This is a genomic window from Oscillibacter sp. UBA6647 (assembly GCA_002455655.1).
Taxonomy (GTDB): domain Bacteria; phylum Bacillota; class Clostridia; order Oscillospirales; family Oscillospiraceae; genus Oscillibacter.
Genome location: DKLF01000125.1, coordinates 1 through 13,868 on the forward strand (window position 1 = coordinate 1; position 13,868 = coordinate 13,868).

The 13,868-nt window shown below is 59.5% G+C and carries 9 protein-coding genes, 1 pseudogene and 1 riboswitch; of the genes and pseudogenes, 2 read left to right on the forward strand and 8 right to left on the reverse strand.

The genetic code is table 11. The features are described 5' to 3' along the window. Together B2W96_RS09180 and ftcD are read right to left on the reverse strand one after the other, a co-directional pair. Window positions 1–345 (reverse strand): annotated as a pseudogene (locus B2W96_RS09180) (hypothetical protein); the annotation flags it as partial. Between the two features lie 164 nt (window positions 346–509). After that, complete coding sequence (ftcD, locus tag B2W96_RS09185; protein ID WP_293009989.1) at window positions 510–1,400, reverse strand: glutamate formimidoyltransferase; 891 nt, start codon at window positions 1,398–1,400, stop codon at window positions 510–512. Between the two features lie 432 nt (window positions 1,401–1,832). Here ftcD and B2W96_RS09190 point away from each other — a divergent pair, with 432 nt between their 5' ends. Continuing rightward, on the forward strand, window positions 1,833–3,860 hold the full coding sequence (locus tag B2W96_RS09190; protein ID WP_293009990.1) for a urocanate hydratase: 2,028 nt from the start codon (window positions 1,833–1,835) through the stop codon (window positions 3,858–3,860). Between the two features lie 74 nt (window positions 3,861–3,934). Next, window positions 3,935–5,173 (forward strand): imidazolonepropionase, encoded by a 1,239-nt coding sequence (gene hutI / locus B2W96_RS09195; RefSeq protein WP_293009991.1) that lies wholly within the window; start codon window positions 3,935–3,937, stop codon window positions 5,171–5,173. A 123-nt stretch (window positions 5,174–5,296) separates the two neighbouring features. Here hutI and B2W96_RS09200 read toward each other — a convergent pair whose 3' ends face one another. The 6 genes from B2W96_RS09200 to B2W96_RS09225 all read right to left on the reverse strand — a co-directional run. Further along, the gene (locus B2W96_RS09200) at window positions 5,297–8,371 is read right to left on the reverse strand and encodes an AAA family ATPase (protein ID WP_293009992.1); all 3,075 of its coding nucleotides are present in this window, start codon (window positions 8,369–8,371) and stop codon (window positions 5,297–5,299) included. Between the two features lie 180 nt (window positions 8,372–8,551). After that, the gene (locus B2W96_RS09205; RefSeq protein WP_293009993.1) at window positions 8,552–9,829 is read right to left on the reverse strand and encodes a bifunctional folylpolyglutamate synthase/dihydrofolate synthase; all 1,278 of its coding nucleotides are present in this window, start codon (window positions 9,827–9,829) and stop codon (window positions 8,552–8,554) included. Beyond that, complete coding sequence (locus tag B2W96_RS09210) at window positions 9,826–10,332, reverse strand: folate family ECF transporter S component (RefSeq protein WP_293009994.1); 507 nt, start codon at window positions 10,330–10,332, stop codon at window positions 9,826–9,828. The genes B2W96_RS09205 and B2W96_RS09210 overlap by 4 nt, the downstream gene beginning before the upstream one ends. Before the next feature lie 94 nt (window positions 10,333–10,426). Further along, window positions 10,427–10,521: riboswitch (THF riboswitch) on the reverse strand. Window positions 10,522–10,688: 167 nt separating this feature from the next. Continuing rightward, window positions 10,689–11,498 (reverse strand): formate/nitrite transporter family protein, encoded by an 810-nt coding sequence (locus B2W96_RS09215; RefSeq protein WP_293009995.1) that lies wholly within the window; start codon window positions 11,496–11,498, stop codon window positions 10,689–10,691. 111 nt (window positions 11,499–11,609) lie between these two features. Then, complete coding sequence (locus B2W96_RS09220) at window positions 11,610–13,280, reverse strand: formate--tetrahydrofolate ligase (protein WP_293009996.1); 1,671 nt, start codon at window positions 13,278–13,280, stop codon at window positions 11,610–11,612. 27 nt (window positions 13,281–13,307) lie between these two features. Next, on the reverse strand, window positions 13,308–13,868 hold a 561-nt coding region (locus B2W96_RS09225; RefSeq protein ID WP_293009997.1), incomplete at its 5' end, for a HutD family protein.

The following is a 13,868-nucleotide window of genomic DNA, read 5'->3' on the forward strand; positions in this document are numbered from 1 at the left end:
TCCGTCCAGCGGCGCAGACTGGCCCAATTGGGCGTCCAGATATTCTGAAAAGGTCTGGGGGCGGGTCAGGCAGGAGGTGAAATCCGAAAGTCCGCCGCCGCCCTCCCAAATAAGCTGCTCCCGCCGCTCAATAGGCAAATCCGTCTCAGGGGCCGCCTCCATCGTCTCCGGACGAGGCCCGTCGTGAGGCGCATCCTCCACCTCCAGAAGGGGATTAGAGAGCGCCGCTTCATGCAAAAATTCCCGCAGCTCCAAAGACGGCATTTGCAGACAATGCAGCGATTGCAGCATGGCCTGCGTCAATATTTGCTTTTGCGCCTGCTCCAGGCGCTGTTGGAAAACCATACAACCGTCTCCTTTCCGCAGAAGTCATTGTTTATCAGTTTAGCACAGTTTTTGTCGAAAGGGAAGAGAAATCGCCGCAGCGGCCATATAGAACGCGTAAAAAACATAGATGACGGCCACCCGCTTTGGCGGGCAGCCGTCTGATTTCTTCCTCTATGGCGCCCTTACAGCCGCGTCTCCAAAATCTGGTCCATGCGAAAATTCTCTATGCGCAGGTAGTATTCCGCGCAGTCCACCAAAGCGGCCATGGGCGTCAGTCCGATAATCTCGCTGCCCACCACGCTCACGCCCCAGCGCCGGGCCTCCATCTTCACCGTCTCAAACACGCGGTAGAGGGAGGTTTTGGTATAATCCGTCATATTTATGGAAACCTGAGCAATGTTCCGGTCCTCCAGCAGCACGCCCATGGACTTCACAAACCGGAAACCGCCGTTGATGTGGCGGATGCGGTGGGCGATTTCGTCGGCAATGCGCAAATCGGGCGTATCCAAATTGATGTTGAAGGCCACCAGAGGCATCCGCGCACCGATGGCCGTCACGCCCGCCGTGGGATGGACGGTGTCCGGGCCGAAGTCCGGCCGCCACAGGGGATTTCTCATTTTCTCCGCCATCCCCTCAAACTGGCCCTTGCGGATGGCGGCCAGATTCTCCCGGTGGGGCGCGGAGGCGGACTTTTCATAGAGAAACACCGGCAGGGCATACCGGTCCGCCACGGCAGCGGCAGTTTCCTTTGCGATGCGGTCCGCATCCTCCAGCGTGCAGCCCCGCACGGGGACAAAGGGCACCACATCCGCCGCCCCCATGCGGGGATGCTGCCCGTCGTGCGTTGTCAAATCAATCAGCGACACGGCGATGCCAATGGCCTCAATCACCGCGTCACGCAGCGCCTCCGGGCTGCCCACGGCGGTAATCACGCAGCGGTTATGGTCCTTATCCGTGCTGTAATCCAGCAGCTTTACAGCCTCCTTCGCCCGAAAGGCCCCCGCAATTTTTTCCACCTTTTCAAAATCCCGTCCCTCGCTGAAATTCGGGATGCACTCCATAATCTGATCCATCGCGTTTCACTCCTTTATCCGTCCCGGTTTTCGGGGCCACGCAGCCGCGCCCCCCGATTCTTTCATAACACTTGTACAATAGCAAAAAAAACAACGCCGTGCAACCACTATTCCCTTTCTGTGTTCACATTCGGCCCTTTTCCCACTGTCCGTCCACTTTTTTTGACGCGAATTCAACGCGAAGCGCCTATAATTGTACTCGTAAGCCCATGCTCGCATGGCGCTTTTCCCCACTGATGCGATGCCTTGGCAGTGAATTGTCGCAATACTGCTTTAATTTGGTGAAAACTACTAAATTTTTTATTTGGTTTTTATGATTTTTGTTGATTTTTTAAAATATGCATGTTAGAATGCGATTGTAAGAGTAAATCCTTGACTGCCCGGGCCGGAGGATTTCCGGTCGGCAGAATTCAATTTTCAGGAGGAACAAGCATGGCTACCTTTGACGTTGACAAAGCTATGACGGTGAAATTGGACTATGATCTGCCCGAGTATCCCTCTTTTGAGGAGGGTATCCGCCGCGCACCCCGCCGGGAAGCTCATCTGACACAGGCCGACAAGGAGCTTGCCATCCGCAACGCTCTGCGGTATATTCACCCGGACCACCACGCCCAGATGGCAAAGGAATTTGCCCGGGAGCTGGAGGAGCACGGCCGGGTTTACGGCTACCGCTTCCGTCCTCAGGGCCGCATGCACGGCAAGCCCATCGACGAGTACAAGGGCAACTGCGTGGAGGGCAAGGCCTTTCAGGTAATGATCGAGAACAATCTGGACTTTGACGTGGCCCTGTACCCCTACGAGCTGGTAACCTACGGCGAAACCGGTCAGGTCTGCCAGAACTGGATGCAGTACCGTCTCATCAAGAAATATCTGGAGGTCATGACCGACCAGCAGACCCTTGTTGTGATGAGCGGCCATCCTCTGGGCCTGTTCCACTCTCACAAGGGCGCTCCCCGCTGCATTATTTCCAACGGTCTGATGGTTGGCATGTTCGACAACCAGAAGGACTTCAACCGCGCCGCCGCCATCGGCGTGGCAAACTATGGACAGATGACCGCAGGCGGCTGGATGTATATCGGGCCGCAGGGTATCGTCCACGGCACCTTCAACACCCTGCTCAACGCAGGCCGCCTGAAGCTGGGCATTCCTACCGACGGGAATCTGGCGGGCCGTCTGTTCGTCACCGCAGGCCTTGGCGGCATGAGCGGCGCGCAGGGCAAGGCGGCGGAGATTGCCGGCGCTGTCTCCATTATTGCCGAGGTGGATATGTCCCGTATCATGACCCGCTATACCCAGGGCTGGGTCAGCGAGAAGTCCGACAATCTGGAAGAGACGCTGGCCATTGCCAAAAAGCATCTGGCAGACAAGACCCCCTGCGCCATTGCCTACCACGGCAACGTGGTGGACCTGCTGGAGTTCCTCTATGAGAAGAACGTCCATGTGGACCTGCTCAGTGACCAGACCTCCTGCCACGTCCCCTACGACGGAGGCTATTGCCCCCAGGGCCTGACCTTCGAGCAGCGCACCGAGATGCTGGACAAGGACCCCGAGGGCTTCTGCAAGCTGGTGGACGAGACGCTGCGCCACCACTATGAAATGGTCTGCAAGCTCCACGAGCGGGGAACCTACTTCTTCGACTATGGCAACAGCTTCCTCAAGGCCGTGTACGACGCAGGCGTGAAGAGCATCTGCAAAAACGGCGAAAACGATCTGGACGGCTTCATTTTCCCGTCCTACGTGGAGGACATTCTGGGGCCCTTCCTGTTTGACTATGGCTACGGCCCCTTCCGCTGGTGCTGCCTGAGCCGCAAGCCCGAGGATCTGGACAAGACCGACGCGGCCGCGGCCGAGTATATTCAGGCGCACAACCGCCGCTATCAGGACTACGACAACTATGTCTGGGTCCGGGACGCGAAGAAGAACAAGATGGTGGTTGGAACCCAGTGCCGCATTCTCTATCAGGATGCCATGGGCCGCATGAACCTGGCCCTGAAGTTCAACGAGATGGTCCGCAACGGCGAAATCGGCCCCGTGATGCTGGGCCGTGACCACCACGACACCGGCGGAACCGACTCCCCCTTCCGGGAGACTTCCAACATCAAGGACGGCTCCAATATCATGGCCGAAATGGCCACCCAGTGCTACGCAGGCAACGCCGCCCGTGGCATGAGTCTCATCGCCCTGCATAACGGCGGCGGCACCGGCATCGGCAAGGCCATCAACGGCGGCTTCGGCATGGTGCTGGACGGCAGCGAGACGGTGGATACCATTCTGCGGATGTCCATGCCCTGGGATACCATGGTGGGTGTGGCCCGCCGCTCTTGGGCCCGCAACGAAAACGCTATGTCCACCGTGATGGAGTACAACGAGATGTACAACGGTCAGGACCATATCACTCTGCCCTATGAGGCGGAAAACGATGACACGCTCATCCGCGAGGCTCTTCAGGGCGCGAAGTAATTTTTAATCAAAACCTGAAAAGGGGCCTTTGTAAAGAGGCCCCTTTTCCCACATTTTATAAAGGAGGCTGCCCTATGGCAAATCTGCTGGTAAAAAACATCGGCCTGCTGGCCACCCCCACCGGTTCCAGCCCAAGGCGGGGCAAGGAGCAGGGAGAAATCACAATGCTGAAGAACGCCTACGTTCTTGTAAAGGACGGGCTGATTGCCGCCGTGGGCGAGGGCACAGTTCCCGCCGAACTCTCCGACGGCGCGGAGGTGGTGGACGCGGAGGGCCGTCTGGTCACGCCCGGTCTTGTGGACGCCCACACCCACCTGATTTTCGGCGGCTGGCGGCAAAACGAACTGGGAATGAAGCTCCACGGCGTGAGCTATCTTGAAATCCTGGCTCAGGGCGGCGGCATTCTCTCCACCGTCCGCTCCACCCGCGCCGCCTCCGAGGAGGAACTGACGGACAAGGCCGCCAAGGTGCTGGACGACATGCTGCGCATGGGCGTCACCACCTGCGAGGCCAAAAGCGGCTATGGCCTGACCCCCGAGGACGAGTATAAGCAGTTACGGGTCATTCACCGCCTGAATGAGACGCATAAGGTGGAGGTGGTCCCCACGTTTATGGGGGCCCACGCCGTGCCCGAAGAGTTCAAAGGGGACCGGGAAGGGTATCTCCGCCTTTTGTGCGAGGAGATGATCCCCACCGTCGCCCGGGAGCAGCTTGCCGAATTCTGCGACGTGTTCTGCGAAACGGGCGTGTTCACCGCCGAGGAGTCCCGCCGGATTCTGGAGGCTGCCAAGGCCCACGGTCTGATTCCCAAAATTCACGCCGACGAAATTGATCCCATCGGCGGGTCCCAGCTTGCAGGCGAAATCGGTGCCATTTCTGCAGAGCATCTCATCGTCTGCCCGGAGGCAGGCATTGAAAGCCTCGCCAAGGGCGGTGTGATTGCCTGCTTGCTTCCCGGCACCAGCTTCTATCTGGGGGCCACCTTTGCCCCCGCCCGGGCCATGCTGGACGCAGGGGTCGCCGTGGCGGTGTCCACGGACTTCAACCCCGGCTCCTGCCCCAGCGCCAATTTGCAGCTTGCCATGAACATTGCCTGTCTGAAATACCGCCTCACGCCGGAGGAGGTCCTCACCGCCGTCACCCTCAACGGCGCGGCAGCTGTCCGTCGGGCCGACCGGCTTGGTTCTGTGGAGGTCGGAAAACAGGGCGACCTGCTGGTGTGGGACGCGCCGGATCTGGACTACATTTGCTACCGGCTGGGTGCAAATCTGGTGGATACCGTCATCAAGCAGGGCGAGGTCGTCCGGTTCTAAGTGTTCGACTTATACCCTGAAATAAGCTCCATGCAACGCTTTACCGCTTGGCGGGGCGCTTTATAAAAAATCGGCAGGCCCGGAAAGTCTTTGACTTTCCGGGCCTGCTTTTATGCGCCTGCGTCACTCCGTCATAAAGTTCTTGTTTTTGCTGTAAAGGTTCTCCACCGTCAGGGGCTTTGCCTGCCGAATACTGTATTTCAGGCAGTCTTCCAGCTCGTCAAATTCATACGCACCCTTCACGCCCCGAAGCCGCTGCATTCCTCTATGACAATAAATATCCAGCGGGCGGTATAGATAGCGGTCCAGCTCGTTGTCAAAGATATGGTTCTGATCCAGCTCCCGGCGCAGCCGGGCCAGCACGCTGTCCCGAATGCCCTGCTCCACCAAAGAGCTGAGACGGCTTGCCGAGTCCCATGAGGCCGCCAGCAGCTCCACCGCCCGGGCATAACTCCCATCCTGCGCGGCGTAATAGGCAGTGTAAGCCTCCGTCAGTCCCCTGCCAGAAAGTTCCCCGGTTTTTGCAAAAGCCCCCATTGCCCGGTCCAGCAGCAGCCGGGCTTTTTCGTGATCTCCCATCGCCATTGCGGATCGGGCATGACAAGCAAGCAAAAAGCCGCTGCCCGGCCATGGCTCCAATCCCTCGGTCCGGTCCTCCGCCGCCTGATAAAACGCGCAGGCCCCGGCGAAATCCTTCTGGCGGCGCTTCCACTCTCCCTGCCATGCCCCCACATAGGCGCAAAACATGGGATAGCGCTCCGGGTGGTCAATCGTCTCCAATGCCTGCCGGAGGAAATAGTCGCAGCTTTTATAGCTTCCCTCCTTGCAAAAGTCAATGCCCCGCAGCAGCAAATAGCAAGCCCGCTGGCGTCTCAGGCCCGATTCCTCCGCAATTTCAAGACCCCGGACAATATATTCCGGCGCGGCCTGATCGGTCTTGATATGATAGGTGATTCTCTGGCGCAGCGCCCACAGCAGCAGCTCCGTGTCCTCTGGGGCGCATGGCGTCAAAGCCCGGAGCAGGTCGTCGGTGACGGCCAGCCCCTCCTGATACTGCCCAGCGTAAATCATCGTCCGCGCCTTGGCGCACAAAAGCAGCCGTTCCGGCCCCAGCAGCGTCTCTTTCTCCTCCGGCGGAAGCTGGCGGCGCAGCCGCTCCAGCTCCTGCTCCAGCCGCTTCACCTCGTCCTCCGCCGTGACTCCCACTGGCAGCGGAGACGGAACAGGCGCATCCACTGTTGCCAGCGGCGGAATTTCGCAGCTCCGCCCCGTCCGCCAGTAAAGCGCCTCGACCTCACAATGAAAGGCCCTCTGTCCGTCTCCTCCCGCGCGGTAGTGGGCCGCGGCCCGACTAAGCCCGGCCGCATCCCCCTCCTGCACGGTTTCCCGCAGGCATTCTGCAATTTTCAAGTGCAGGGGCTGACGCTGGAAATAGGACTGTGCCTGATACAGCGCCTCCCGCATATGGGGATGGAGAAACTCCAGATAGCTCTCCCCGTCTGCAAGCCGCTCCCCGATGAGGGAGTGCTCCTCCAGCTCCACGGAGAGGGCGTAAAGCTGCGCGGTCTGATAGCCGGTAATTTCAGAGAGCAGGCGGCAGGGAGTTTTGTCCTCAAACAGAGCCAAAACATTTGCAAGGTGCAGCGCCTGAGTGCTCAGGCCCGCCATCCGCTGGCGAAGAATGCCGCCCTCGTCTGGCAGCGTGTTCTCCGAAGGCTCCTTGCCCCGCAGATTTTCAACAGCCGCCGCCAGCAGCCGGGGATTGCCGCCCGTGGCCTCGTAAATGCGGCCCCGCAGGGGAACAGGCAAATCCCCGCCCAGCACCGCGTCCAGATATTCGTCCGTCTCTTCCCGAGTGAGACAGGGGATGCATACCCGCTCCAGCGCCGACTCGTCCAGCATAAAATTCACGTCCACATTCAGCGTCCAGCTTGTTGCAAGCAACAGAAGCTGGGTTCCGCCCAGCCTGCGCACCACCTGACTGAGCAGGTCCTGACTGGCCGAATCCATCCACTGCAAATCCTCAAACACCAGCAGAATTTTCCGCCGGTGGGCCGCCAGCGACAGCAGCAATGCCACCGCGTCCGTCACCAGCGCGCCGCAGCGGTTCTGCTTGAACTCGCCGGGTTCCCGCCGGGCCTCTTCCCCGTCGGAAAAGACCGGGAACACCCGGGCAATGGTGCGGCGGGTGGTTTCGGGAATCTGCACGTTCCGCCGGGCCATCTCCTCCGCCACGGAAAGCATCACGTTTTTCCACGGTTCCAGATACACCCCCGCCTGCCGCTGGGAACAGCCGCCCTTCAGCACCAGCGCGTCGGAAAAATCCCCACCTCGTAAAAAGGATTGCAGAAGATAGCTTTTGCCGCTGCCAGCCTCGCCGTAAAACAGCAGAGAGGAAACCTCGTACCCCTCCTGAAACAGCCGATACCGCTCCTGCATTTTCCGCACCAGCGCAGCGCGGCTGGCGGTCATCTCCGGCCCGGGGCGGCTGGGCGCGTCCTCGGTGGTACGGTTCCATTGGTTTACAATTTCATAGTACAGCGCGGCTGTCTCGTGCAGCGGCGTGATGCCCAGCTCCTCGGCCAGCTTGTCTTTCAGCCGCTGATAAAGGTTTGCCGCCTTGTAATACCGCCCCTCCTGCTGATAAAGCTCCATCAGAAACATGACCATTTTCTCGTCCAGCCCGTCCCGGCTGAGATATTCAAGACTCAACCGCTCCGCCCTGCCAAGATCGCCCGCGGCTCGGGCCTCGGCCGCTCCGTCAGAAAGGTCGCTGAGGGTTCGGGCGGCCATCTGCTCTCGCACCTGATCTACCCATGCGTTGAAATTAGGCGCGTTTTTCACGGTAAAGCCCCTCAAAAAGCGTTCCTTGTCTATGGCTTCGCCCTCGCCGCATCGGTCCAGGTCAGAAGATAATTCCCGCTCCGGGTTCAGCCGCACCTCCGTCTTTTGCGTGGTCAAAATCAAGTCGGACCCCAAAATCTTGCGCAGAGTGTAAATGGTGTGGCGAAGGTTTTTATAGCCCACCTCCTCCGTGCAATCCTCCCACAAAAGCTCCACCAACTCCTGCCTTGTGGCGCTTTTGCGGCAGATCAGGTAGTAAAACAGCGCGTCTACCCGCTTGAAGGGGAAGGAAACCTCCACCCCGTCCAGCTTCACGCAGGGAATATCAAACATCTGTACCTCGATTTTCGGCATTGGCCCATCCCTTCCCTTCAAAAAGCCATTTCAAGGCTTTGTTCTTCAAGCTATATTATATCACGGTTTCGTCGCCCCGCGCCAGCTATATTTGTATTGGCAAAACAGCGAACAGGGGCAGGCCGCCACGGCCTGCCCCCAGTTACTCGCAAGCGCCGCGTATCTCCGCGCCGCTGTTTGTCAGTCCGTCCGTCCGAAGAAGGCGCGTACCTCGCCCACCTGATACAGCGAGCCAAAGGCACAGACGATGTCCTCCGGTCCCTTCCCGTCCATCGCCATGGCCATGCCGCTTTTCACGTCGCCGCCGCTCCGGGCGGGAAGCCCGGTAAGCTCCGCAATTCTCGCACAAAGCGCCTCGGATGAAAGCGCCCGCTCGCTCTCAGGCGTCACGGCAATAAACTCTTTTGCAAACGGCGCCACGGTGAGAATCATATCGTCGTAATCCTTGTCCGCCATCACGCCCATCAGCATCGTCAGCTTCCGCCCGGGCAAATAAGCTTCAAGGCACCCGGAAAGTTCCCGCACCCCGTCCGGGTTGTGAGCCCCGTCCACCAGCACCAGCGGATTTTTTTGGAGAATTTCAAACCGGCCCGGCCAAGTCACGGCCAAAAGTCCTTCCCGCACAGCGGACTCCGGAATGCTGTATCCCCGCCGCTCCCGCAGCACGTCCACGGTGTCCAGCGCCACGGCGGCGTTTTGATATTGATAGTTTCCAATCAACCGCAGACGAAGATCCTTTCGGTCCCTATAGTCAAAGGTCTGCCCGTCCAGATCATGGGCAAGCAGCGTTTGGGCGGTGGAATCCGTCGTCCGCAGGGTGCAGCCCTGCTGCCCGCAAACACCGCGCACCACGGCCTCTACCTCGTCCGTCTGCCCGGAGAGTACCACCTCCGCGCCCGGCTTAATGATGCCCGCCTTCTCCCCTGCAATTTTTGCAAGGGTATCTCCCAGCACATCAGTATGCTCCAGCGCAATGTGGGTAATCACCGCCGCATCCGGCGCGCCGATAACATTGGTGGAATCCAGCCGTCCTCCAAGCCCCACCTCAAGAACCACCACGTCGCAGTTCTTCTGCTGAAAATACAGCAAGGCCATAGCGGTAATCCGCTCAAATTCCGTGGGCTGGTCGGACATCCCGTCCACCAGCGGCTTCACCTGCCGGGCAAGATCGGTCAGCTCTTCGTCGGAGATATCCGTTCCGTTCACCTTCATACGCTCGTTGATGCGAAAGAGGTGAGGCGAGGTGTAAAGCCCGGTGGTATAGCCCGCCCGGGTCAAAATCTCTGAAAGCATGGCACACACGGAGCCCTTTCCGTTGGTCCCCGCCACATGGATGAACTTCAGGCGCTTTTGGGGATTGCCCAGCAGTTCCATCAGTTCTTCAATGCGCTCCAGCCCCAGACGGCTTCCCTGCCAGGACGTGGCATGGATAAATTCCAGCGCCTGGGAAAGGTTCATACGGTGGCCTTCTTTCCGAAGTGCCCCAGCACCTTTGTCATCAGGCCGATGGTCACTACCTGTGCCGCAATCATCACGGCGGTGGAGATGGTCCGGGTGAGGAACAGGGGACCGTAGGGCGAACCGTACAGCACGGAAATCCACAGCGTGTTCAAAAGCAGGCTCAGTATCAGTTGATTCACCGCCACGGCGCCGCCGATGCGGGCCATGGTCTGCCGCTTGTGCAGGAACACGCCCCACACCAGACCCGTCAGTGCGGCAGTGAGCGTAAATCCGGGGAAATAAGGCCCGATGGGGAACATAATGGCCCCCAGAAAATCGCCCAGACCGCCCACAACTGCCGCCGGTACGGCGCCGTACAGCACCGCCGCCACAACCACGGGGACAAACCCAAGGCCGATTTTAAAGTTCCACGCGGGAATAGAGCAGAACCGGGAGAGTACAATTTCGATGGCCACCAACATACCAAGGGTCACCAACATGGATGTCTTTTGCTTTTTCATATTAAATTCCTCCTTTATGTGAGAAAAACGGCCCAACCAAGCAGTCGCTTGGTTTCGGCAGTTGCCACTTGGGAGGAAATATTTCCTTCTTTGTGGCAGCGGATGCGGGTTCAGCAACGCGGGGCTTGGCCCCTTCGTCCAACGGCGACTCCCATCCGTCGGCACTTAACGCGCTGGCCCTACTCTGTCGTCGGAGCAGGCTCCATATCCCTCGCTTCGGCCTTTCGGCCAAAGCTCGTTCATTTTGCCGCTCCTCCTCTTCCCCGAAAATGCTCCGCATTTTCAAGGGCTTGGAAACGGGGTGTGCGGAGCATCAGCTCCGGAGTGATGTCCGGGCCTCGTCCGAAAAATTGGACTTACGCGGACTTTTTATGGTGTGCCGACCAAAGCAGCCATGCGAAGGCAAGACCGCCCAAAAGATTCCCGATAGTCACCGGCAAAAGATTACCCAGCAGGAAGTTTCCCCAGGTCAGGGCTGAGATATCCAGACCGGCCGCTGTCACAACCGCACCGGCGCCGGGCAGCGTCAGCGCCAACAAACCTGCGGGGATGTAATACATATTGGCCACGCAGTGCTCGAACCCACAGATCACAAAGCAGCAGACAGGGCCAAACACGCCCACAGCACGGCCCACAGAATCCTCTGCGCACAAGGCCATCATCACGGCCGTACACACCAGAATATTGCATAAAATGCCAAGGCCCAATGCTTCGGTAAATGTAAACGAGCATTTTGCAGCGGCGGTGGAAATCATTTTCAGCACCAGCCCGTCGGCCATATGCGGACCACTGAACGTTCGCAGCGCCCACGCCAGCAGTACCGACCCGACAAAGTTGCCAAGGTACACCAGCACAAGGTTTCGGACCATTCCGCCCACACGAATGCGCCGTTCCCGAATGGAAATCAGCATCAGGCAGTTTCCGGTGAACAGCTCCGCTCCGGTCATCAACACCATAATCAGCCCCAGCGGAAACAGAACCCCGCTGATAAGCTTTGCAATGGATGCACTTTCAACGGAATAGCTGGCTGCGGCAGTCACTGCGCTGCCGATTCCAATGGCAAAGCCCGCCAATATTCCTGCCAGCAGCAGCTTTTTTACACCGGACGAAGCCTTTTTTTCACCAATCTCGGTATACTTTTCTAAAAATTCAGCGGGATTCAGCATATCCTGTCCCCTTTCGCTCCCGCGCACGAACCGGGAAGCTTCTTTTAAAATGCCTCTAAAAAGAGGGCGCGTACCCCGGCGGAGCCAATTGGCTCCGCCGGGAAATGCGGTTTAAAACAGGCCGGAAATTCTTCCCTGTGCGTCCACGTCAATGCGGTCGGCGGAGGGAACCTTGGGCAGGCCCGGCATGGTCATGATATCGCCGGTCTTGGCCACCAGGAAGCCCGCGCCGGCGTTCACCTTCAGGTCCCGCACGGTGATCTTGAAGCCACGGGGCGCGCCCAGCTTCCCAGCGTCGTCGGAGAAGGAGAACTGGGTCTTTGCCATGCAGATAGGCAGTTTGTCAAAGCCCAGCTCGGTGAGCTGCTGCATCTGCTTTTTGGCGGCGGGAGCAAGCACCACGCCGTCGGCGCGATAGACCTTGGTGGCAATGGCGTTGAGCTTCTCCTCAATGCCCGCCTCCGCGTCATAGACAAACTGGAAGTTGTTGGGCTGCTCGCACAGGTGCATGACCTCCTGCGCAAGGGCTTCGCCGCCCTCGCCGCCCTTGGCCCACACCTCGCTGAGGGCCACGTTGACGCCAAGCTCGCGGCACTTGTCTTCCACCATTTTCAGCTCTGCGGCAGTATCGGTGGGGAAAGCGTTGATCGCCACCACGCAGGGCAGGCCATAAACCTTGGTCACGTTCTCCACATGCTGAAGGAGGTTGGGCAGGCCCTTTTCCAGAGCTTCCAGATTTTCATTATTCAGATCGGCCTTGGCAACGCCGCCGTGATACTTCAGAGCACGGACGGTGGCCACCACCACCACCGCGTCGGGATGGAACCCGCCTGCGCGGCACTTGATGTCCAAAAACTTCTCCGCGCCAAGGTCGGCGGCAAAGCCCGCCTCGGTGACGGTGTACTCGCTGAGCTTCATGGCCGTCTGGGTGGCCTGAATGGAGTTGCAGCCGTGGGCAATGTTGGCAAAGGGTCCGCCGTGGATCAGCGCGGGAGTGTGCTCCAGCGTCTGGACCAGGTTGGGCTTAATGGCGTCCTTCAGCAGGGCGGCCATAGCGCCCTCGGCGTGGAGGTCGTGGGCCGTGACGGGCTTTTCGTCCCGGGTATAAGCCACCACCATCTTGGCAAGTCTTTCCTTCATGTCCTCCAGATTCTGGGCCAGGCACAGCACGGCCATGATTTCGGAGGCCACGGTAATCTCAAACCCGTCCTCGCGGGGCACGCCGCTGGCCTTGCCGCCAAGGCCGCAGATGATGTGGCGGAGCTGGCGGTCGTTCATATCCACCGCACGCTTCCAAACGATTCTGCGCACGTCGATATCCAGCACGTTGCCCTGCTGAATGTGGTTGTCCAGCAGCGCCGCCATCAGGTTGTTGGCCGCACCGATGGCGTGGAAATCTCCGGTAAAGTGGAGATTGATATCCTCCATGGGCACCACCTGGGCATAGCCGCCGCCAGCCGCGCCGCCCTTGACGCCGAACACGGGGCCAAGGCTGGGCTCACGCAGGCAGACCACGGTCTTCTTGCCAAGCCGGTTCAGCGCGTCGGCAAGGCCCACGGAGGTGGTGGTTTTACCCTCGCCCGCGGGGGTGGGGCTGATGGCCGTCACCAGCACCAGCTTCGCCTTGCGGGGCAGGTCCTTCAGGGCGTGAATATCCAGCTTCGCCTTGTAATGGCCATAGGGCTCCAGCGTCTCCTGCCCAACACCCAGCTTCGCGGCCACCTCTTGGATGGGAAGCATGGCTGTGGACTGGGCAATTTCAATGTCAGTCTTAAATTCCATGGGTCATTTCCTCCTTAATTATTTGTCTCAGGCTATCTCGGCAATTTCGCAAATCAGGAATGTGGACGCTGACGCGCATCGCAGTAACGGTTCCGCGTTCTCCGCCAGCGCCGCCTCGCCCGCGGCAAAGCGCACGCCTGTTCCCTCCGCCGAAAGTTCGCCGTCGCCCTCCGCGCAGTAGACCAGAAAAACACGTTTTTCCGCCGTCGCCTCCACCGTTTGGCTCAGGCGGCACACGCCGCCCTCGCCCAGCCGCAGACAAACCATCTGTCCTGCGCAGCGCCCCTTGCGGAGCATCAGATTAAAGTCCGTGCAGATACCCTCGGAGCGGGTAGGCGCGCCGCCGTCGAACCGATGGACGCTGCCGGGGTTCAGCTCCAGCGCCTCTTCCCCATGGGTCAGTCGAATGGTCCCCCGCAGAGTGGACAGAAACCGTTCGTAGTCCGGAAGGGGCGTGAAATCCGAAGTCTCCAGCTCCACCGTTGCGGAGCTAACGCGCCACAGGAAGTCCCGCTCGGCGTAGACCGCCCCGGCAGGGGCAATGGCAATCTGCGTGGTGGTTCCCCCGCTCCAGCGGGAGGCGGCATA

Coding starts and splice junctions, on each gene's coding strand:
- hutI (WP_293009991.1), top strand. CDS start 3,935: ATGGCAAATCTGCTGGTAAAAAACATCGGCCTGCTGGCCACCCCCACC.
- ftcD (WP_293009989.1), bottom strand. CDS start 1,400: ATGGATCAGATTATGGAGTGCATCCCGAATTTCAGCGAGGGACGGGAT.
- B2W96_RS09210 (WP_293009994.1), bottom strand. CDS start 10,332: ATGAAAAAGCAAAAGACATCCATGTTGGTGACCCTTGGTATGTTGGTG.
- B2W96_RS09215 (WP_293009995.1), bottom strand. CDS start 11,498: ATGCTGAATCCCGCTGAATTTTTAGAAAAGTATACCGAGATTGGTGAA.
- B2W96_RS09200 (WP_293009992.1), bottom strand. CDS start 8,371: ATGCCGAAAATCGAGGTACAGATGTTTGATATTCCCTGCGTGAAGCTG.
- B2W96_RS09205 (WP_293009993.1), bottom strand. CDS start 9,829: ATGAACCTTTCCCAGGCGCTGGAATTTATCCATGCCACGTCCTGGCAG.
- B2W96_RS09190 (WP_293009990.1), top strand. CDS start 1,833: ATGGCTACCTTTGACGTTGACAAAGCTATGACGGTGAAATTGGACTAT.
- B2W96_RS09220 (WP_293009996.1), bottom strand. CDS start 13,280: ATGGAATTTAAGACTGACATTGAAATTGCCCAGTCCACAGCCATGCTT.